General features: G+C 72.2%; 17 protein-coding genes. 8 read left to right on the forward strand and 9 right to left on the reverse strand.

Going from position 1 to position 20054, the window contains the following annotated elements; all coding sequences use genetic code 11:
* Window position 1 precedes the first annotated feature (1 nt).
* Window positions 2–1651 (reverse strand): DNA repair helicase XPB, encoded by a 1650-nt coding sequence (locus tag ACWDR4_RS20640; protein ID WP_450410380.1) that lies wholly within the window; start codon window positions 1649–1651, stop codon window positions 2–4.
* 205 nt (window positions 1652–1856) lie between these two features.
* On the opposite strand from ACWDR4_RS20640, the gene fxsA reads away from it, so the two are divergent.
* From fxsA to ACWDR4_RS20665, 5 genes are all read left to right on the forward strand, one after another.
* Window positions 1857–2042: an FxSxx-COOH cyclophane-containing RiPP peptide gene (gene fxsA, locus ACWDR4_RS20645; RefSeq protein ID WP_450410381.1), complete on the forward strand. Its 186-nt coding sequence runs from the start codon at window positions 1857–1859 to the stop codon at window positions 2040–2042.
* A gap of 142 nt (window positions 2043–2184) precedes the next feature.
* A complete protein-coding gene (gene fsxC, locus ACWDR4_RS20650) occupies window positions 2185–3525 on the forward strand; it encodes an FxsC protein (RefSeq protein ID WP_450410382.1) in 1341 nt (446 codons plus the stop codon).
* 12 nt (window positions 3526–3537) lie between these two features.
* Window positions 3538–7575 (forward strand): FxSxx-COOH system tetratricopeptide repeat protein, encoded by a 4038-nt coding sequence (gene fxsT, locus ACWDR4_RS20655; protein ID WP_450410384.1) that lies wholly within the window; start codon window positions 3538–3540, stop codon window positions 7573–7575.
* 115 nt (window positions 7576–7690) lie between these two features.
* Window positions 7691–8899: an FxsB family cyclophane-forming radical SAM/SPASM peptide maturase gene (locus ACWDR4_RS20660; protein WP_450410385.1), complete on the forward strand. Its 1209-nt coding sequence runs from the start codon at window positions 7691–7693 to the stop codon at window positions 8897–8899.
* 107 nt (window positions 8900–9006) lie between these two features.
* Window positions 9007–10104 carry an aKG-HExxH-type peptide beta-hydroxylase gene (locus tag ACWDR4_RS20665; RefSeq protein ID WP_450410387.1) on the forward strand — a complete coding sequence of 366 codons (1098 nt, stop codon included), beginning with the start codon at window positions 9007–9009 and terminating at the stop codon, window positions 10102–10104.
* Here ACWDR4_RS20665 and ACWDR4_RS20670 read toward each other — a convergent pair.
* The 3 genes from ACWDR4_RS20670 to ACWDR4_RS20680 all read right to left on the reverse strand — a co-directional run bounded on the left by ACWDR4_RS20670 (window position 10073) and on the right by ACWDR4_RS20680 (window position 13250).
* Complete coding sequence (locus ACWDR4_RS20670; protein WP_450410389.1) at window positions 10073–10294, reverse strand: hypothetical protein; 222 nt, start codon at window positions 10292–10294, stop codon at window positions 10073–10075. The genes ACWDR4_RS20665 and ACWDR4_RS20670 overlap by 32 nt on opposite strands.
* An 82-nt stretch (window positions 10295–10376) precedes the next feature.
* On the reverse strand, window positions 10377–10505 hold the full coding sequence (locus ACWDR4_RS20675; RefSeq protein ID WP_369037653.1) for a hypothetical protein: 129 nt from the start codon (window positions 10503–10505) through the stop codon (window positions 10377–10379).
* Window positions 10506–10697: 192 nt separating this feature from the next.
* Window positions 10698–13250 carry a helicase-associated domain-containing protein gene (locus ACWDR4_RS20680; RefSeq protein WP_450410391.1) on the reverse strand — a complete coding sequence of 851 codons (2553 nt, stop codon included), beginning with the start codon at window positions 13248–13250 and terminating at the stop codon, window positions 10698–10700.
* Window positions 13251–13873: 623 nt separating this feature from the next.
* Between ACWDR4_RS20680 and ACWDR4_RS20685 the strand changes: the two genes are divergently transcribed.
* Together ACWDR4_RS20685 and ACWDR4_RS20690 are read left to right on the forward strand one after the other, a co-directional pair.
* On the forward strand, window positions 13874–14908 hold the full coding sequence (locus ACWDR4_RS20685; protein WP_450410393.1) for a hypothetical protein: 1035 nt from the start codon (window positions 13874–13876) through the stop codon (window positions 14906–14908).
* Between the two features lie 13 nt (window positions 14909–14921).
* Window positions 14922–15569, forward strand: coding sequence for an HAD family hydrolase (locus ACWDR4_RS20690; protein WP_450410394.1), 648 nt, complete (start codon window positions 14922–14924; stop codon window positions 15567–15569).
* Here the strand turns inward: ACWDR4_RS20690 and ACWDR4_RS20695 are convergent.
* A complete protein-coding gene (locus ACWDR4_RS20695) occupies window positions 15542–15796 on the reverse strand; it encodes a hypothetical protein (RefSeq protein ID WP_450410396.1) in 255 nt (84 codons plus the stop codon). The two genes, ACWDR4_RS20690 and ACWDR4_RS20695, sit on opposite strands and share 28 nt — an antisense overlap.
* 175 nt (window positions 15797–15971) lie before the next feature.
* Between ACWDR4_RS20695 and ACWDR4_RS20700 the strand changes: the two genes are divergently transcribed.
* A complete protein-coding gene (locus ACWDR4_RS20700; RefSeq protein ID WP_189145246.1) occupies window positions 15972–16355 on the forward strand; it encodes a cold-shock protein in 384 nt (127 codons plus the stop codon).
* A 17-nt stretch (window positions 16356–16372) separates the two neighbouring features.
* Here ACWDR4_RS20700 and ACWDR4_RS20705 read toward each other — a convergent pair whose 3' ends face one another.
* The 4 genes from ACWDR4_RS20705 to ACWDR4_RS20720 form a co-directional block, all read right to left on the reverse strand.
* On the reverse strand, window positions 16373–17239 hold the full coding sequence (locus ACWDR4_RS20705) for a 1,4-dihydroxy-6-naphthoate synthase (RefSeq protein ID WP_450410398.1): 867 nt from the start codon (window positions 17237–17239) through the stop codon (window positions 16373–16375).
* On the reverse strand, window positions 17223–17945 hold the full coding sequence (locus ACWDR4_RS20710; RefSeq protein WP_450410400.1) for a futalosine hydrolase: 723 nt from the start codon (window positions 17943–17945) through the stop codon (window positions 17223–17225). The genes ACWDR4_RS20705 and ACWDR4_RS20710 overlap by 17 nt, the downstream gene beginning before the upstream one ends.
* A complete protein-coding gene (locus tag ACWDR4_RS20715; RefSeq protein ID WP_389351584.1) occupies window positions 17915–18394 on the reverse strand; it encodes a DUF2771 domain-containing protein in 480 nt (159 codons plus the stop codon). The genes ACWDR4_RS20710 and ACWDR4_RS20715 overlap by 31 nt, the downstream gene beginning before the upstream one ends.
* Window positions 18395–18466: 72 nt before the next feature.
* Window positions 18467–19918 carry an MFS transporter gene (locus ACWDR4_RS20720; protein ID WP_450410402.1) on the reverse strand — a complete coding sequence of 484 codons (1452 nt, stop codon included), beginning with the start codon at window positions 19916–19918 and terminating at the stop codon, window positions 18467–18469.
* Between the last annotated feature and the right edge of the window lie 136 nt (window positions 19919–20054).

Genomic DNA, 20054 nt, shown 5'->3' on the forward strand with positions numbered 1-20054 from the left:
GTCAGCTCTCGTCCGAAGCCAGCAGCTCGTCCGCGTCCACGATCCGGTACGCGTAGCCCTGTTCCGCCAGGAAGCGCTGGCGGTGTGCGGCGAAGTCCTGGTCGATGGTGTCCCGGGCGACCACCGAGTAGAAGTGCGCCTTGTGGCCGTCGGCCTTCGGACGCAGTACCCGGCCCAGGCGCTGGGCCTCCTCCTGGCGTGACCCGAACGTGCCCGAGACCTGGATGGCGACCGTCGCCTCCGGCAGGTCGATCGAGAAGTTCGCGACCTTGGACACCACCAGCACACTGATCTCGCCCTGCCGGAACGCCTCGAAGAGCTTCTCGCGCTGCGAGTTCGGCGTCTCGCCCTTGATGACTGGCGCGTTCAAGTGCTCGCCCAGTTCGTCCAGTTGGTCGATGTACTGGCCGATGACGAGGATCTGCTGACCGGCGAAGCGCCGCACGATCGCCTCCGTGACCTTGCGCTTGGTCGCGGTGGTCGCACAGAAGCGGTACTTCTCCTCCGTCTCGGCCGTGGCGTACGCCAGTCGTTCCGACTCCGTGAGGTTCACCCTCACCTCCACGCAGTCCGCCGGCGCGATGTAGCCCTGCGCCTCGATCTCCTTCCAGGGCGCGTCGAAGCGCTTCGGGCCGATGAGGGAGAACACGTCCGACTCGCGGCCGTCCTCCCTGACCAGGGTCGCCGTCAGGCCCAGGCGGCGACGCGCTTGCAGGTCTGCCGTGAACTTGAAGACCGGTGCCGGCAGCAGGTGTACCTCGTCGTAGACGATCAGGCCCCAGTCGCGGGAGTCGAACAGCTCCAGGTGCGGGTAGACGCCCTTCCGCCTGGTCGTCAGTACCTGGTACGTCGCGATGGTGACCGGGCGGATCTCCTTCTTCGTGCCGCTGTACTCGCCGATCTCCTCCTCGGTCAGCGACGTCCGCTTCACCAGCTCGTGCTTCCACTGCCGGGCCGAGACCGTGTTCGTGACGAGGATCAGGGTCGTGGCCTTGGCCTCGGCCATTGCCCCCGCTCCTACCAGCGTCTTTCCCGCGCCGCAGGGGAGGACCACCACTCCGCTGCCGCCGTGCCAGAAGTTCTCCACGGCCTGCTGCTGGTACGGGCGCAGCGCCCACCCGTCCTCGGCCAGCTCGATCGGATGCGCCTCGCCGTCGACGTACCCGGCGAGGTCCTCGGCCGGCCAGCCCAGCTTCAGCAGCACCTGCTTGATCTGCCCGCGCTCGGAGGGGTGCACGGCCACGGTGTCCGGGTCGAGGCGGGCGCCGACGAGAGGGATGATCCGCTTCGAGCGGAGGATCTCCTCCAGGATCGGGCGGTCGGTGGTCGTCAGGACCAGACCGTGCGCCGGGTGCTTGGAGAGGGTGAGGCGGCCGTAGCGGTCCATCGTCTCGGCGATGTCGACGAGCAGCGCGTGCGGCACGGGATAGCGGCTGTACTGCACGAGCGCGTCGACGACCTGCTCGGCGTCGTGCCCCGCCGCCCGCGCGTTCCACAGGCCCAGCGGGGTCACCCGGTAGGTGTGGATGTGCTCGGGCGCCCGCTCCAGCTCGGCGAACGGCGCGATGGCCCGACGGCAGTCGCCGGCCTGCTCGTGGTCGACCTCCAGGAGCAGGGTCTTGTCCGACTGGACGATGAGTGGACCATTCACGTACGTACACATCCCTTCCGTACGGTCAAACGTCCAGTGTGCCCCATCGCGGGGGTGACCCCGGGGGCGGCGTCGGCTACGAAAGGCTGTGCGGAGGTTACGGAGTGGGTTGTTGTTCTGGATCAGGCGTCCCAGTCCCGATACGCTGCGTCAGGTTTCGCGTGCCACGGACCTGACAGCGCACGCGTATGTGCGAAGGATGCCGATGGATGCCAGTGCCGCCCGTATCGACTCATGTCTGCTCGATGTCACGGAGCTGAGCATGGAGGCGCTGGACGAACTGGTCGAGAACCTGCCCGACACCGTGCTCGGCGCGATGCTGCGACGCGTGGTCGACGAGGCGGTCAACCCGGTCGGGGTGCCGTACGCCGCGTTCGACTCCTCGATCTGACATCGGCTGACATCGGACGGGCATTCGAGATCGGGTTGGGCAGCTTGAGCCGGTACCGCTCTGGGTATGACCATGACCCGGACGTGCTCCGGCGCACAGGCGGCATGCCGTCAGGCCGGCCCGGGAGGTATCGGGGGGCGTTTTGGTTCAGGAGCCGTACTTCTTCCTCAGCTATGCGCGGAAGGACGATCGCGACGAGTTCGTGAAGCGGTTCTACGACGATCTCGCACTGGAGTTGCGCCGCATCGGCGCCGATCCGTCCGCGCAGCCGCCGTTCCGGGACGTCGAGCGGCTCGGCCTCGGCGCGGACTGGGCCCGGGTGCTCGGCGGGGCCGTCGGGCACTGCCGTGCGTTCGTCGCGCTGTACTCCCCCTCCTATCTGAGCAGCGAGTACTGCGGCAAGGAGTGGACGGCGTTCCGGGAGCGGCTGGACAAGTACCGCCAGGAGACCGAGATCGATGTCCCGGCCCTCGTTCCGGTGCTGTGGGTGCCCATGGAGGGGGAGCTGCCGGATGGCATCGCCCGCTACCAGTACAACGAGGCGGGCATGGGCCAGGAGTACGCCACCCACGGGCTGATGCACATCCTGCGCACCGACCCGACGGGCCCGGTGTACCGCACGATCGTCGAGAAGGTCGCCGCCCGGGTACGGGTGGCCGCGGACCGCTTCCGGCTGCCGCTCACGCCCGGCCTCGATCTGAGTGAGGTCCGCGGGCTGTTCCCGGTGGCCGAGCAGCAGCGGCCCGCCGAACCGGGCACCGGGCACGTCCAGGTCTTCCTGGCCGCCGGGGTCGCCGACCCGCTGCCGGAAGGGCGGCAGCGGCCCGAGTACTACGGGCGCTCCCCGCGCGAGTGGACGCCGTACCACCCGCCCAAGTACCCCACGGTCGCCCACCGGGCGCAGAAGGTGATCGTGGAGGAGGGGTACACCAGCAACATCGAGGTCGTCGACGCCGGTCTCAGCGGTCGCCTCGACGAGACGATGGACAACAACCAGACGAGCATCCTGCTGGTCGACCCGTGGGCCGTGCGCTCCGAGACCTACCGGGACGTCCTCGCCGAGTACGACGGCCAGTACCGCCCGGCCACCGGCGTCCTGGTGCCCTGCCACGACGCCGACGAGGAGTCCGGCGGCGAGGCGATCTGGCAGGACCTGAGCCAGGTGCTGTGGCGCAACTGGCGCCGGCGCAACGACCCGCACGACCCGCTGTTCCGGGTGCGGGTGGATGCGGAGGACTTCGACGACCGGCTCGCCGTGATGCTGACGGTGGCGCAGAACCGGCTGATGGAGATGGAGAGCACGACTCCGTACCGGCTCCCGGTGGGGCCGCCCCCGCCCCCGCTGCACGGCCTCACCGTTCCGGGCCCGGCGCCCTCGGCTCCGCAGGAGCCGCCCCGGGACTTCGGCGGACACCACCCCGACAGCCCTGCCGCCCCCTACGACTCCGAGGAACCCGGCGGACCGCCCGCGCCTCGCTACTAAGGACACACGACGATGACCACTAGGCCTACCGGACCGGGCAAGATCGTCACGTTCTACTCGTACAAGGGCGGCACCGGTCGCACCATGGCGCTGGCCAACGTCGGCTGGATCCTCGCCAGCGCCGGCCACCGGGTCCTGCTGGTCGACTGGGACCTGGAGGCCCCCGGCCTGCACCGCTATCTGCACCCGCTGCTGGTCGACCCCGAACTGCGCTCCTCCAACGGTCTGATCAACATGGTGCAGTCGTACGTACGGACCGTGCTGAGCCCCCAGGAGCCGGCGGTACGCGCGACGGCCGCCGGGGGAGTTCCTCAGCAGCCCCGCCCGGCCGCCTCCTCCGCCTCCGTCACCGCCGAGGCCGACGACTGGCTGCGGGCCGCCGCCGATCTGTCGCCGTACACCATCGGACTGCTCCTTGAGCTGCCCTCCGGCGGCCGGCTCGACTTCGTGCCCGCCGGACGTCAGTCGGCCGCCTACTCCGCCGCCGTCACCAGCTTCAACTGGCACACCTTCTACGACCAGCGCGGCGGCGGGCACTTCCTCCAGGCCCTGCGCGAGGAGATGATCTCCTCCTACGACTACGTCCTGATCGACAGCCGGACCGGCGTCAGCGACACCTCCGGCATCTGCACCATCCTGCTGCCCGACATCCTCGTCGACTGCTTCACCATGAGCGTCCAGAGCATCCGGGGCGGTGTGGACGCGGCAGCCGCCGTACAGCGCTCCGCGCCCCGCCCCATCAGGGTGCTGCCGGTCCCCATGCGGGTCGAGGAGGCCGAGACCGAACGGCTGGAGGCCGGCCGGGACTTCAGCCGCAGCGAGTTCGGGCCCTTCCTGTCCTGGCTGGGGGAGGAGGAGCACGCCCGCTACTGGGGCGAGATCGAGATCCCGTACAAGGCGTTCTACGCCTACGAGGAGATACCCGCCACGGTCGCCGACCGGCCGCGCCAGGAACGCTCGCTGCTCACCGCGTTCGAGCGGCTCACCGAATGGATCTCGGAGGGGCAGGTGCGCCGCCTCGCCCCGCTGCCCGCCGACCGCCGGGCCGAACTGCGCACCGCCTATCTGCGCGTCCCCCGCACCCTGCCCACCCAGATCTACGTCAGCTACGCACCGCTGGGCCGGATGTGGGCCGAGTGGGCGGCGGAGGCCCTGGAGTCGGTCGGCTACCAGGTCTCGCTGCACAGCACGGTCGGCCCGGTCGGCGGCGTGCTCCCCGAGGTGGCCGGCACCCTGAACGGCCAGGGCCGGCTGCTGGCCCTGCTGTCCCCCGACTACGCGGCCCAGCCCCGGGCCGCCGCGATCCGCTTCCAGCTCGCCGGGCACGAGACGAACGACGGCCCCGGCATGGTCGCGGTCCGCCTCCAGGAACTCGCCCCGGCAGCCGCCGAGGCCTACCTCGACAGCACGGCCGCCGACCTCGGCCGCAGCGGCCCCGCCGAGGCCTTCGACCAGCTCGTCGCCGTACTCGGACCGCCCCCGGGCCGCCGGCTCCCGGACGGCTCGACCCCGGCCGTCGGCACCACCCTGCCCAGCTTCCCCGGCTCGGACCCGGTGGCCCAGCGCCTGCCCTCCCGCAACCTCACCTTCACCGGACGCGGACCCCTCCTGGAGCGGCTGCGCGACCACTTCACCGCCGGACCCGCGACCGCCGTACCCAGCCAGGTGCTGTACGGACTCGGCGGCATGGGCAAGACCCAGACCGCGCTGGAGTACGCCCACCGCCACAAGTCCGCCTACGACGTGGTCTGGTGGATCGACGCTGCCCAGCCCGGCTACATCCGCTCCGCCCTCGCCGACCTCGCCCCCGCCCTCGACCTGGAGGAGGGCGAGGACGTGCGCGGCACCGCCGAGGCCGTGCTGCGCGCCCTCGGGGAGGGACGGCCGTACAACCGCTGGCTCCTCGTGTACGACAACGCGGGCAGCCCCACCGAGCTGGACGGCCTGCTGCCCGAGGGGCCGCCCGGCGGGCATGTGCTCGTCACCTCCCGCGACCGGGCCTGGGTCAACAGCGTGGGCCGGGCCGAGGTGGAGGTGTTCACCCGCGCGGAGAGCGTGGAACTGCTGAACAGGTTCAGCCCGCGGCTCGCCGTGGAGGACGCCGAACAGGTCGCCCACGAACTCGGCGACCTGCCGCTCGCGGTGGGCCAGGCGGCGGTCTGGCTGAGTCAGAGCAGCATGCCCGTCGAGATGTACCTCGCCCGGCTGCGCGACCGGCCCACGGACATCCTCGACGACACCTCGCTGCCGCCCAAGGAGTACCCCACCTCCGCCGCCCGGACCTGGAAGATGGCGGTGGAGGAGCTGCGCGGGCCCAACCCGGCCGCCGTCGAGATGCTGGAGATCTGCTCCTTCTTCGGCCCCGACCCGATCCCCATGCGGCTGCTCTACAGCCGTGCCGTCACCCGCGCCCTCACCCCCGACGACGACGAACCCCGCGACGACATGGCCGTCGCCAAGCTGCTGCGCGCCCTGAGTCGGTTCGGGCTGGCCCGCAGCGACCAGGGCAGCGAGACCCTGACCGTGCACCGGCTGGTCCAGGCGGTCATCCGCGACGACGTCGGCGCACAGCGCTGGAAGGAACTGCGCGGGGTGGTCCACGCGGCACTCGCCGACGCCAACCCCGGCAACCCGGAGTCCACCGCCGACTGGGACGCGTACGACGAACTCCTGCCCCACCTGGAGCCGTCCCGCGCGCCGGCCGACCCCAACCCCGAGGTCCGCAGACTGATCACCGACTCCGTGCGCTACCTGTGGCGGCGCAGCCTCTACGGCACGGCCCACGACCTCGCCGTACGCACCCTGGAACGCTGGGGGCGGCCGGACTTCCAGGGCGGCGGCTCCGACGATGTGCACACCCTGCTGCTCCGCACCCAGCTGGGCAACGTCCTGCGCTCGCAGGGCAGGCTCACGGAGGCGTACGAACTCGACTCCGACGTGCTGCGGAGGTTCACCGCGACCAGGGGCGCCGAGTACCCGGCCACCCTCGCCGCGGCCGGCAACGTCGGCGGCGACCTTCGGGCCCTCGGCCGCTACCAGGAGGCCCGTGAACTGGACCGGCACACCTGCCAGGTGGCGCTGCGCGAGTTCGGCGAGGACCACCAGCGGACCCTGATGTACCTCAACAACCTCGGCATGTCCGAGTATCTGGCGGGCGACCGCCGGGCCGCCCTCGACCTGCACCGCTCGGCCTACGAACGCCAGCGGCAGAACCAGGGCAACCTGAAGCCGCGCACCCTGAACCTCGCCAACAACTACGCCCGTGACCTGCGCGAGGCCGGCGAACTGGCGGAGGCGCTGCGCCTGTTGGAGATGACCACCCGCCTCTACCAGCAGCTCCTCGGCGACGGACACAGCGACACCCTGCGGGCCCGCAAGAACCTGGCCGTCGCCCTGCGCCGGGACGGCCGCTACGCGGAGGCCCACGACATCGACCAGGACATCTACAACCGCCTCCTCCTGGCCCACGGCGCCGACCACTACGACACCCTCGCCGCCGCCTGCAACCTGGCCAGCGACTTCGCCGCGCTCGGCGAGATCACCCAGGCGCTGGAGCTGGCCGAGCGGGCCCTGGGCCGCTACAAGGACTACCTGGGGGAGGAACACCCGGTCACCCTGGTCTGCGCCAGCAACATGGCGGTGTACCTGAGGCTGCTGGGCCGCGCGGAGGAGGCGCTCGCGTTCTCGGGCCGCACCACGGAACAGCTGCGCGCCGTCCTCGGGGAGTCGCACCTGTACACGTACAGCTGCATGCTCAACCACGCCAACGACCTGGTGACGGTCGGCCGGACCCAGGAGGCCGTCGTCCTGGAGACCGCCGTACGGGACGGACTGCTGCCCGTCCTCGGGCCCGACCACTACGACGTCATCGGCAGCACCTCCAACCTGTCGCTGAGCCTGCGCGCCCTGGACCGCACGACGGAGGCGGACGAGCTGCGCGACGACGCCCTGGGGCGGGCCAGACGCACGCTGGGGCCTGACCACCCGACGACCCGGGCGATCGCGGAGGGGACCCGCCTGGACTCGGACATCGAGCCGCCGACGACGTGAGCGGACGGGTGGGAGTCACCCTCACAGGAGGGCGTCCGTCCGGTAACTGACAGGCTGTAGGCTGCCGCCACCCGTTATCCGCAATCCGCGACCCCTGATCCAGCGAGGCCGGACCATGGTTCCCTTCCGGCAGTTCCTGCTGAAGATCCACAGCCGTTGCAACCTCGCGTGCGACTACTGCTACGTCTACGAGTCGGCCGACCAGAGCTGGCGCGACCGTCCCCGGACCATGGACCTGGCGACCGTCCGCCGCACCGCCGCCCTCATCGCCGAGCACGCCCGCACCCACGCGCTGGCCGAGGTCCACGTCATCCTGCACGGCGGCGAGCCGTTGCTGGTGGGCGCGGCGCGGCTGGAGGCCATGCTGAGGGTGCTCGTCGACGCCCTGGACGGGGTCGCGGCCCTGCGCCTCACGCTCCAGACGAACGGCCTGCGGTTGGCGGAGGACCCGACGCTGTTACCCGTACTGGCCCGGTACGGGGTACGGATCGGCGTCAGCCTGGACGGCACCCCGGCCAACCACGACCGGCACCGCCGCCGCCCGGACGGCCGCGGCAGCCACGCGGACGTGGCAAGGGCGCTGCGGTTGCTCTCCGACGGCCCGTACCGCCCCCTGTACGCGGGCGTGCTGTGCGCGATCGACCTGACGGCCGACCCGGTGGAGACGTACGAGGCACTGCTGGAGTTCTCCCCGCCCCGCCTGGACCTGCTCCTGCCACACGCCACCTGGCACACCCCGCCACCGGGCCTGCCCGCCCGCACGACGCCTCCCCGAACACCGCCCGGAACGGTCCCCGAGGAGCCGGTCCCGTACGCACGCTGGCTCTGCACAGTGTTCGACCACTGGTACGGAGCCCCGAGCCGCCGGACCGGCATCCGGCTCTTCGAGGAGATCTCGGTCCTGCTGCTGGGCGGCACGGCCAGCAGCGAGTCGGTGGGTCTCGCCCCGGTCGACCTGGTCGTCGTGGAGACCGACGGCACGATCGAACAGGCCGACTCCCTCAAGGTCACCTACCCGGGCGCCCCGGCCACCGGCCTGGACGTCTTCGGTCACACCTTCGCGGACGCGGCCCGCCACGAGGCGTTCCGGGCCCGCCAGCGCGGCAGGGCCGACCTCGCTCCCGTCTGCGCGGCCTGCCCCCGCGCGGCAGTCTGCGGCGGCGGCCTGTACGCCCACCGCTACCACCCCGGCGCCGCACCCACCCCCTTCGCCGCCCCGTCCGTCTACTGCCAGGACCTCGCCGCCCTCATCGACCACATCGCGGGCCGCCTGAGCGAGGACGTCCCGGAGCTTGTGGCGTCGGCGCGGTCGGTGCGGGGGTGAGGGGGGGGCGTGGCTGGTGCGGGGGTGCCGGGGTGACACCCGCACGGCCGGTTTCGAGAAGACGGCGGTGCCTCGCGCCCGCCTCGACCCGCGAGGAGCAAGCCCCCGTGTCCGAGCCAGCTCCCCTTCGGCCTTCCGGCCCACCCCCTGACACCCCCTCCGCCCCCGGCCCCCTCGCCCCCCAGGACTTCGACCCCGACCTCTTCGACGCCATTGCCCGCGCCCGGGGCGGTGCCGCGGCCGTGGCTGTGCTGCGTCGGGGGCAGTTGGGGAAGCGCATGCTGCTGGCGGTGGCCGTACGCCGGGCGTTGCCCTCCGATGCCGGTTTCGAGGAGCTGTACCGGCGGCTGTCGGAGATGAAGTGCGCGGCCCCGGACCGCTGGCGGCGGACGATGCTCTACCCCTACCTGGACGAGGGGCTGGCCCGTGCGCTGGCCGAGTCGGCGCAGGGTGGGCGGCCCGATCTCGGCTGGTTCGGTGAGCTGGTCCGGGGTGGACCGGCCGCGCTGTCCGGACCGCACGTGCTGTCCACCGCGTGCGACGGCGTCGTACTGCGGGTCAGGCTCGACGACCGTGGGCCGTTCCGGGCCGTCCACGGCCACCCGCCCGCCGGGCCGCAGGACGCCGCCGAAATCCGCGACTGGCAGCGGCTGCTGGACGGTGCCTGGCGGGTTCTCGTGCGCCGTCATCCCTGGCATGCCCGCGCCGTCGCCGCCTGTCTGACCACCCTGGTGCCGCTGCACCCCGCCCCCGGCGGTACGTCGGTGAGTTCGGCCGCCCGCCGGGCCTACGGCGCCGTAGCCCTCTCCCCGCCCGGCGACCCCGTGCTCCTCGCGCTCACCCTCGTCCACGAGTTCCTGCACATCCAGCTGGGCGCCCTGCTCGACCTGGTCCCGCTGCACGGCCCGCCCTCCCCGGCCCGCTACGACGCCCCCTGGCGCCCCGACCCCCGCCCGCTCGACGCGCTCCTCCAGGGGACCTACGCCCACCTGGGCGTCTGCGACTTCTGGCGCACCGAACGGGCCGCCGCCCCGCCCGACCCCCGGGCCGAGCAGGAGTACACCACCTGGTACGGCCACACCCGCGGCGCCGTCGACACGCTCCTCGGCAGCGGCGAACTCCTGCCCCCCGGCCGCCGCTTCACCGAGGAGATGCGCCGAGCCCTCGCCCGCTCTACTTCAACAGAGGCAGAGACAGGTTGTTGACCAGCGGCCCTTCGATGGTGACGCCCTCGGTGACCAGGGACTCGACAGCGGGCAACGGCAGCGGCAGCGCGGCGGTGGCCGCCGAGGACTCGGGCGCGAGGACGGCGACGAGCGCCGCCGCGGAGAGCAGCACGGCGGCGGCGGTCATGACGACGACGGAACGGGTGCGGACGGGGGGTTTTGCACGCATGGGGACTTCAGAGGCCTTTCCGGCAGGGAGGTGGGGGGTTCGGGGCGGGCCGGGCCCGGGGTGTCGGGCCCGGCGCCCGGGTTCAGATGGCCGGGGTCTCGATGACCAGGCCGGCGATGTCGATGCCGATGGCCGCGGCCTGGGTGGTGAAGGCGCCGAGCAGCAGGGCGGTGGCGGCCAGGAGGGTGGCGACACGACGGGCAGAACGCATGGGACGGAACTTCCTCTCACTGCACTTGATGCACCACTTGGCACTTGATGCACCACTTGATCAGGACGTTCCGTGGCTGCCCAGCGGTCCGATCAGGGATGCCGAACGGGCCCGAAGCTCCCTCGTGCGTGGGAAGTCTCCGGCGTGGCGTGCATGAATTCGGGCCGCCACCCGTATGAGTGACCGGCGCGGTTACGGCTGGTCGTCCGCCAACTCCGCCACGCCCGTGACCCGGTGCAGCGGATACGTCCGTACCTCGTCCGCCGTGTGGTCGTACGCCGTCACGAAGCCGCCCTCCACCCGGATCGGCGCGATGACGCGCTGACTGGCGGAGCCCTCCGCGTTGACGTACCCGATCCACACCGCCTCGCCGGTCATCACGGCGGCCTGCATGGTGGCCAGGGTCTCGGCGGAGCTGGTGCGCGGGAGGTCGCCGTTCGCGGCCGGGGTCTCCGTCGGCTTGCGCGGGGTCGTCGAGGCCAGGTCGCCCGCCCTGATCGCGCGGATCGCCGCCGAGAGCAGCGTGCCGTCGGGCGCCGGCGGGCCGTCCGGCACCGGGTCCGGGGCTGTGCGCGGCGGGGTGCGGTGGGCGTGGGCGCGGGTGATCAGGACGTCGCCCTCGGCGGACTCGGCGGCCGGCGCGAAACCCATGCCGCGCAGCCCGTCGAGGAGGGTCGCCGGGTCGGCCTGGGCGGCCAGCACCGTGGGCGCCAGGCGCCGCAGCCGCAGATTCGCGGACCGCTTGTCGGCGAGGATCTCGCTGAGCACCGCGTCGTCGTCGCAGCGCACGTACGCCGAGGCCGCGCCGATCCGCAGATGCCCGTGTCTGCGCGCCACGTCGTCGATGAGGTAGGCGAGGGGCTGGGGGACCGGCGTACGGGAGTGGGCGGTGAGGAAGTCGTGCAGGTCGGAGGCGGAGCGGCCGGCGTCCAGGGCACGGCGTACGGAGCCCGGGGTGAAGCGGTAGACCGTCGCGCCGCCCTTCGACTCGACGTCCGCGAGCACGTCGAGCACATCGGCCAGGGGGCGCTTGAGCGGGCCCGGGGCCACTGCCGTCAGGTCCGCCTGGAGCAGGACGTGGTCGAGCGGTTCGGGGAGGAGGGGGGTGAGGAGGCGGGCGGCCGTCGCGGAGGCGGTGGCCTGCTCAGGGGCGGTGAGGGGTTCCGGGGCGGGATGCCGGTGATGATGGACCGGGAGTTTGTCGCCGGGGCCCGTCGGCTCGGGCGCCTTCGCCGGAGCCGCGGGGAGGCCCAGTAGAGCCCGGCCCTGCGCGGAGAGCGCGCCCCGACCCGTGACGCCCAGCGACTCGGCCTCGGACAGGGTCCAGCGGGCGAGCCGGGTGCGCAGATCCTCGTCACCGTCTCCACCCAGGGACCGGTCCTGCTGCGGGCCGCGCGTCGGACGCTCCCAGTGCAGCCGGGCCAGCATCGACTCGACGGTCGGCGAGGTCCCCTCCGGGAGAGCCGCCAGCAGAGTCAGCACCCGGTGCCGTACCTCCGGCGCCGCCGACCGGTCCAGGCCGGGCCCGAGCGCGGACAGCGTCCGGTCCTTGGTGTCCCGGCCGCCGATCACCCCGGCCGTCCGGGTCGCCGTCAGCCAGGCCTCCGCGAGCCGCGCCCAGCGCGTGGCGGCGGGCAGCTCCAGCCACTCGTCGTACGCCGGGGTCGCCGCGTACCGCTCGTCGGCCTCGCCGTCGGACGCCAACAGGCCCGCCGCGTAGGCGAGTTCGACCCAGAAGGCAGCCACCGGCTCGGCGAGGTCGAGGGCGACGGCCGTCCGCTTGAGGTCACGGACACTGAGCCCGCCGGCCCGCAGCACCGCGGGCCCGCCCTCGTCCCACTCCTTCAGCAGCTCCTCGACGGTCGCGAGCGCGGTGTACGCCTGCCCGGCCGCCGCGTTGTCCACAACCTGTGGACGATGGGTCGCGGCCGGCTCGACCCCCGGCGGCAACGGCTCGGTCGTGCGATGCGCCCGGCCGTCGCGCAGATGCAGGGCCACTTCACGGGGGAGTACGACGGTTCCGGGCGCGGTCGGGAGCAGCAGCCCCCGGTCCAGCAGCCAGCGCAGGTGTACGGCCGGATCGGCCGTGACCTGGCCGTACGGCGGCCCCCAGACGAGGCGCCGCAGCACGTCGACGGAGTCAGGGGAGCCGGAGTCGAGCAGCGCCGCCATCCGCCTGCGGTTCGTGAACAGGGCGGTCAGCGAGGCCACCGCGCTCACCGCGTCGTGCGTCGACGTGAGCCCCGCCGCCGCCACGATCTCCTGGATACGCCCCGGCGACATCCCCGCCGTCGCCTCCGCGACCGTCGGACCGAGCCCCGTCGGCGACGGATGCTGCGGCGAGGGCGCGAGCAGCTCACGCGCGGTACGGACGAGGCGGAGGCGGTCCGTCCCGCCCCACACGAGCGCCTGCTCGCGCAGCACGGTCAGGGCACGCGGGAGGGCGGCGGCGACGGCGGGATCGGCCGCGTCGCCGGCGAGCAGCGCCAGCAGATCCTCGTACGCCGCCAGGTCCGGGGCCACGGCCAGCGCCTGCGCCGTCTGGAGCGTGAACCTGTCCAGGCGCTCCAGGGCCCGCACGACCGACGCGCGCGTGCCGGCGCGGGTGGCCAACTGGGTGAGGTCGGTGGGGACGGGGGTGATGAGGTCGGGGCGGCTGCGCAGCAGCGCGGCCAGGGACGCGTCGTCCCGCGCGCGAAGCGCTTCCGCGAGCGAACGCGGCGCCGGTGTCTCCTCGGTGCTCATCCTGACCACGGTAGCGGGTGGTGCGGGTGGGCGGGTGTGCGCGCCGTGAGGGGGTTCGCCCCCGCCGCCCTTACCCGTCCCATCCCTGGGGGCTGCGCCCCCAGACCCCCGCTATCGGCCTGAACGGCCTCGTCCTCAATCGCCGGACGGGCTGGATGGTGCCTGGGGTGGGTGGGTAAGGCGGGTGTGGGTGGGTGGGATTGTCGGCCTGAACGGCCTCATCCTCAAACGCCGGACGGGCTGGGGTGCCTGGGGTCTGGGTGAAGCTGCGGCGGGGTGGGTGGGGAAAAGCTCGCGCTGAACGCGCTTGTCCTCAATCGCCGGACGGGCTGGATGGTGCCGGCCGGGGCTGGAGGGTTTCGGTCGGGCTTGGAGGGTTACGGTCAGGGCTTGGAGGTTGCGGTCAAGGCTGGAAGGTTGCGGCCGGGGCTTGAACTTTCAGCGTCGGCCCGCATTTCCAGCCCGTCCGGCGTTTGAGGACGAGGCCCGTTCAGGGCCGATAGCGGGGGTCTGGGGGCGCAGCCCCCAGGGGATGGGAATGGGTAGGGGCGGCGGGGGCGAGGAAAAACGGGCTCACCCCGAACACGCCGGCCCCGCTGGAGATGCCGGTAACGTCTCGCTTCGTGGGTATCGAGAGCGATCAGGTCGTCTACGAGTATCTGGGCAAGGTCGGAGACCTGGCCCAGCAGCGCCAGTTGCCGTCCGGCGACCGGATGCGCCTCGTCTCGGGGCTGCGGGACGAGATCGACCGCCGCCGCGCCAAAGCCCCGGTCGACAGCCCCGCCTCCGTACGCCGCATCCTCGACCGCATCGGCACCCCCGACGAGGTCGTGGCCGGCATCGGCACAGGCAGCGGCGCCGGTGTGTCCGAGGCGCCGCGTGCCTCCGTACCCGTACAACGCGACCGCGAAGAGCCCCCGCGCAAGGGCAAGGGGCTCGGCCGCCTCGTACCGCGCCCGCGCCCCGCGGAGACGGCACCGGACCTGTCCAGGACGCCGGAGGCATTCGCCCCGTTTCCCTCCGAAGGAGACCCCGTCCCGCCCCACCTCGACGGCACCGGCGAACTCGGCGACGCGGACTGGTGGTTGGCGGGCAGCAGGGGCCCGCTCGCGGACACGGACAGCCTCCCGGCCGGGTTCGTCGGCGGGATCGAGATCCCCGACCTGCTCGAGCCGCCACGGCCAAAACTGGACAAGTCGCAGGCCAGGCCCGCTGACGAGCCCGTTGAGGAGCCGTCCGAGCCGGCGGAAGCCGATGGCGGCAGCGACGCGCAGACCGCCCCCCGGCGGCGTCTCCGCCTGCGTCTCCCCGTCCCCTCCGGCCGCTGGACCAACCCGCTCCTCCTCCTCGCCGCCGGACTCCTCGTCGCGGGAGCGGTCCTCGGCAACCTCTACGCCCTGCTCGTGGGGTGGGCCATCGCGTACGCCTCGCGCCGGCTCTCCCAGGCCGAGACCAAGTGGGCGGTCGTCTACCTCCCGGGCGCGGCGGTCGCCGCCGGTGCCGGGTGGCTGTGGGGGCGTACGCAGGCCCGCTGGGGCGACCCCATCGCCGAGGGGCACATGAACGAGGCCCTCACCGAGACCTGGCCCTGGGTCCTGCGCGGCGCCGCGATCGCCTCCGCGCTGTTCCTGGTCTGGCGGTCCCAGCGACCCCGCTGAGCGCTCCCGCACAATGGTGCATATGACATCCACACCCCCCGGCCCGCTCACCGTCGGGTTCGACCTCGACATGACCCTCATCGACTCCCGGCCCGGCATCCACGCCTGCTACGTGGCGCTCGCCGAGCGGACGGGCACGTACATCGACGCCGATCTGGCCGTCACACGCCTCGGACCGCCGCTCGCGGACGAACTCGTGCACTGGTTTCCGGCCGATCGCATCGCGGAGATGAGCGACCTCTACCGGGAGATGTATCCGGCCATCGCCATCACCGCGACCCCCGCGATGACCGGCGCCCGCGAGGCGATAGCGGCCGTACGGGAGTGCGGCGGGCGGGCGATCGTCGTCACCGCCAAGTACGAGCCGAACGCCAAGCTGCACCTCGCGCACCTCGGTATCGAGCCCGACGCGGTCATCGGGAACCTGTGGGCCGAGCAGAAGGCCGTGGCGCTGCGCGAGCACGGCGCGAGCGTGTACGTCGGCGACCACGTCGGAGACGTACGCGGCGCCCGTACCGCCGGTGCCCTGTCCGTGGCCGTGCCCACCGGGCCCTGCGGCGCCGCTGAGCTGCGCGCGGCGGGCGCGGACGTCGTCCTCGACGACCTGACCCACTTCCCGGCCTGGCTGGCCTCCTACAGCGGTGTGGACGCGCGCGCCTGACGCCTGCCCTCGGCCACCGACCGGAGGACGCCCGCGCCCGCGACGAGGAAGCCGACGCCCATCAGCATGCTCAAGCCGAACATGAACGTCGGGAATGGCGTCGTCCCGAGGAGGAATGGGGCCACGGTGACCAAAGTGGCCACCGCACCGACGAAGAACACGATGGCACCGACACGGATCAGCCGATCTCCGGCCGCGGCGGAATTCGTTTGGGTTTTGTCACGCACTCGACCAGGGTAGTTCCCTGCCCGAAGGAACAACCCGGCGACGTCTTGTCACCCGCCTGTCGACCATTAGCCTTGGTACCGGCGGGTCCAGCGACCCGCCCAAGTGCTATCAGCGCTCGTTTTCCTCCAGCAGCCCGAAGCAGTTTTCCGACGAGTACGAGGACGAGGAACAGACGTGCCCACCGGCAAGGTCAAGTGGTTCAACAGTGAGAAGGGCTTCGGCTTTCTCTCCCGCGACGACGGCGGTGACGTCTTCGTCCATTCCTCGGTCCTGCCCGCCGGAGTCGATTCCCTCAAGCCGGGCCAGCGTGTCGAGTTCGGAGTCGTCGCCGGGCAGCGCGGTGACCAGGCGCTTTCGGTCGTGATCCTGGACCCGACCCCGTCGGTCGCGGCGGCGCAGCGCAAGAAGCCCGACGAACTGGCCTCCATCGTCCAGGACTTGACGACCGTCCTGGAGAACATCACCCCGATGCTGGAAAGGGGCCGTTACCCCGAGAAGGCCTCGGGCGCGAAGATCGCGGGCCTGCTGCGGGCGGTCGCCGACCAGCTGGACGTGTAAGGCATTCCCGAGGATTCCTAGGGGAAATCGAGTGCGTTCGGGCCGAGGGGCGGCACCAGCCCCTCGGCCGCCGCACGCGTCAGCAGACCGCGCACGGCTGCGTAGCCGTCCTCGCCGAGGTCGGCGGTGAACTCGTTGACGTACAGGCCGATGTGCTGGTCGGCGACCTTCGGGTCCATCTCCTGGGCGTGCTCCAGGACATAGGCCCTGGAGGCCTCAGGGTCGTCCCAGGCGGCTCGTACGGACGTCCGGGCGGCCTGGGCGAGGAGTTCCAGCGTCTGTGGCCCCAGCGACCGCTTGGCGATGATCGCGCCGAGCGGGATCGGCAGGCCGGTCGTCGCCTCCCAGTGCTCGCCCATGTCCGCGAGCTTGTGCAGCCCGTAGTTCCGGTACGTGAAGCGCGCCTCGTGGATGACCAGCCCGGCGTCGACCTTCCCGTCCCGCACGGCGGGCATGATCTCGTGGAACGGCATCACGACGATCCCCCCGACCCCGCCCGGGATCGTGTCCGCGGCCCAGAGGCGGAACAGCAGGTACGCCGTCGACCGCTCGCTCGGCACGGCGACCGTACGGCCGGTCAGATCCGTCCCCGCCTCCCGCGTGAGCACCAGCGGGCCGCAGCCCCGGCCCAGCGCGCCCCCGCAGGGCAGCAGGGCGTACTCGTCAAGGACGTACGGCAGCACGGCGTACGACACCTTCAGCACGTCGAACTCGCCGCGCTCGGCCATGCCGTTGGTGATGTCGATGTCCGCGAAGGTCACGTCGAGCGCGGGCGCGCCCGGCACCCGGCCATGGGCCCAGGCGTCGAAGACGAAGGTGTCGTTCGGGCAGGGCGAGTACGCGATCTGCAACGGCTGCTCGGGCTGCTCAGTCTTTGGGCTCATGTGGGTTCCAACTCTCCAGTACCGGCGCGAGCTTCCCGAACGCCTCCGTCAGGGCCTTCAGCGCCTCGCCGATGCGCCAGGCGGCTCGGTCGCGGGGGCCTACGGGGTTCGACACCGCCCTGATCTCCAGTACCGGTACGTCGTGCGCTGCGGCGGCCTCGGCCACGCCGAAGCCCTCCATCGCCTCGGCCAGCGCACCGGGGTGCCGGGCGCGCAGTTCGGCGGCGCGTTCGGCGCTGCCGGTGACGGTGGAGACGGTCAGTACGGTGCCGGTGCGGGCGCCTGTCACGGCCGTGAGATCTCGTACGAGTGATTTCGGCGGACGGTGGGTGACGGTGCCGAAGCCGAGTCCGGTGACCGGAACGAAGCCTTCCGCGGTCTCGGCGCCCAGGTCCGCGACGGTGATCTCGTCGGCGACGACGAGCGAGCCGACCGGTGCCTCCGGCTGGAAACCGCCTGCGATGCCCGCCGAGACGACCAGGCCGTACGGGGTGCCGTCGAGGGCGGCCGTGGTGAGGGCGGTGGCGGTGGCGGCGGCGGAGGCCGCCGGGCCCACTCCCACGGCGATGATGTCGACCGGCCCGTCATCGGCCGTGAACGCCTGTGCCACCGCGTCCCGTTCGGCGGGGACCGCGGTGGCGATCAGGACTCGTACCCCTCGTACGCCTGACGTGGTCAGGAGTCCTTCTTCAGGCGGAACGACCACAGGCCGTTGACCTCGTTCTCGCCCTCCTTGACGGAGACGAGCGTCGAGTTGCCCTGGGCGCCGTACTGGGCGTTGAAGAAGACGCTGCCCGGGATCGTGCGGTACGTCTTGGTGCTGGAGTCGGTCAGCGGCTGACCGTTCATCAGGATCGTCCAGCCCTTGTCGGCGATCTCCGGGTCGACACCGAAGCGCACGGTCTCGTCCGGGTCCACCTTGATGCTCTTGATGTCCGTGTCCTTGAGGCACGCGGCCACGTCGGCGGTCTTCAGCTCCTTGCCGTCGTCGTAGCAGGAGGCCTCCGAGTTCACCGAGGAACGGCCGACGGTGATCGTGGAGATCGGGGTCGGCTTGTCGCAGGCGGACAGGACGAGCAGTCCGGCACCAACGGCGCCGACGGCGGCAACAGCGCGGCGACGGCGCGCAGTGGAAGCGGAACGCAACGAGGTCATGGCCGAAGGCTATCGGGCACCCGGGGCGCGGTTGTCACGTGGGTACGGCGTGCCGGGCGCCGGTGAGCGGTGTCAGGCGATGCGGGGGTGGGCCCGGCCTCCGTGGCGGGCCGAGCCGATCAGGCCCTTGGCCGTGGTCAGCCAGCCCGTGGCGACGATCGCGGCGGCCACCCCGAGGCCCAGGGTGCCGTCCAGGGGCAGCGCGATCCCGACCGCGCCGCCGAGCACCCAGGCCATCTGGAGCATCGTCTCCGAGCGGGCGAACGCGGAGGAGCGGACCAGTTCGGGGACGTCCCGCTGGATCAGCGCGTCCAGGGACAGCTTGGCGAGGGCCTGGCAGAACCCGGCGACCGCCGCGAGACAGGCCACCAGGGCGGCGCCGAAGAAGACCGCGGTGACGATCGAGGCGCCGAGGACCACGCCGACGACCGTCACGACGATCAGCTCGGGCGCGCGCTGCTTCACGGCCGCCCCGACCGCCGTACCGAGCGCGTTGCCGACACCCGCCGCGACGGCGACCATGCCCAGCGACCACGCGGCGCTCTCGCCGGTCAGCGGATGCTCGCGGAGCAGGAAGGCGAGGAAGAAGGTCAGGAAGCCCGAGAGGCAGCGCAGGGCGGCGTTGGCGCCGAGGGCGTGGGTGACGGCCGTACCGACCGTGCGCAGTCCGGGCCGTTTGACGGGGTGGAGGTGCGGGCCGTGCAGATGATCCGGGTCGGCCGCCAGCAGGGCGGTGTCCTCGCCCTTGGCGGAGTCCACCTTGGAGGGGAGCGTGAAGGACAGGAACGTACCCGCGATGAAGATCACGAAGGCGCCGTAGAGCGGCCAGCGCGGGCCGAGGACCTGGAGCCCGGCGCCGATGGGGGCCGCGATGCCGGTGGCGAGCAGGCCGCTCAGCGTGACCCGCGAATTGGCCTTCACCAGGGAGAAGCGGGGTGGCAGGAGGCGGGGGACCACCGCGCTGCGGACCACGCCGTACGCCTTTGACGCGACCAGGACGCCCAGCGCGGCCGGGTACAGCTCAAGGCTGCCCGTCGCGACCGCGCCCGCCAGGAGCAGGGCGAGGAGGGCGCGGGCGAGCATCGCGCCGGCCATCGCGGCGCGGCGGCCGTGCGGGAGGCGGTCGAGGAGGGGGCCGATCACGGGGGCGAGGAGGGTGAAGGGCGCCATGGTGATGCCGAGATAGATGGCCACGCGCCCGCGTGCCTCGTCGGTGGGGACGGAGAAGAAGACGGTGGAGGCGAGGGCGATGGTGATCATGACGTCGCCGGCGCCGTTCACCGCGTGCAGTTCGATGAGCTTGCCGAGCCCGGACTCACCGGCGCCGTGCGCGTGCGTGGCCTTGCGGATGCCGCGGGCGGTACCGGTGACCGGGAAATGCAGGGCGCGCCCGACCGCGCGTACGGACCCGTTCACCCGGTCCCGTACGCCACGCCGGCCGTTCTTGGTGCCGGTGCCGCTCCGGTTGTTCCCCTGGACCCCACCGGTCCCGGTGGCGCCGTGGGGCGACCTCTCGCTTGCCACCCCGTCATAGTGCCCCGAGAAGGGCGTACCTAGCGCGGTTACCGCGCGTATGGGGGCCGAGTGAGGTGGGGGAGGAGAGGGAGAGCGGGGTCGTGTGGGGTGTTTTCCGGCCATCGAGGGCTGGGAAGAGTGGCGT

The sequence above is a fragment of the Streptomyces sp. NPDC000878 genome (assembly GCF_053599695.1).

Bases quoted from the DNA above. Each gene is read 5' to 3' on its own strand.
- fxsA (WP_450410381.1), top strand. From the start codon at position 1,857: ATGGATGCCAGTGCCGCCCGTATCGACTCATGTCTGCTCGATGTCACG.
- fxsT (WP_450410384.1), top strand. From the start codon at position 3,538: ATGACCACTAGGCCTACCGGACCGGGCAAGATCGTCACGTTCTACTCG.
- ACWDR4_RS20660 (WP_450410385.1), top strand. From the start codon at position 7,691: ATGGTTCCCTTCCGGCAGTTCCTGCTGAAGATCCACAGCCGTTGCAAC.
- ACWDR4_RS20670 (WP_450410389.1), bottom strand. From the start codon at position 10,294: ATGCGTGCAAAACCCCCCGTCCGCACCCGTTCCGTCGTCGTCATGACC.
- ACWDR4_RS20675 (WP_369037653.1), bottom strand. From the start codon at position 10,505: ATGCGTTCTGCCCGTCGTGTCGCCACCCTCCTGGCCGCCACCGCCCTG.
- ACWDR4_RS20680 (WP_450410391.1), bottom strand. From the start codon at position 13,250: ATGAGCACCGAGGAGACACCGGCGCCGCGTTCGCTCGCGGAAGCGCTT.
- ACWDR4_RS20690 (WP_450410394.1), top strand. From the start codon at position 14,922: ATGGTGCATATGACATCCACACCCCCCGGCCCGCTCACCGTCGGGTTC.
- ACWDR4_RS20705 (WP_450410398.1), bottom strand. From the start codon at position 17,239: ATGAGCCCAAAGACTGAGCAGCCCGAGCAGCCGTTGCAGATCGCGTAC.
- ACWDR4_RS20715 (WP_389351584.1), bottom strand. From the start codon at position 18,394: ATGACCTCGTTGCGTTCCGCTTCCACTGCGCGCCGTCGCCGCGCTGTT.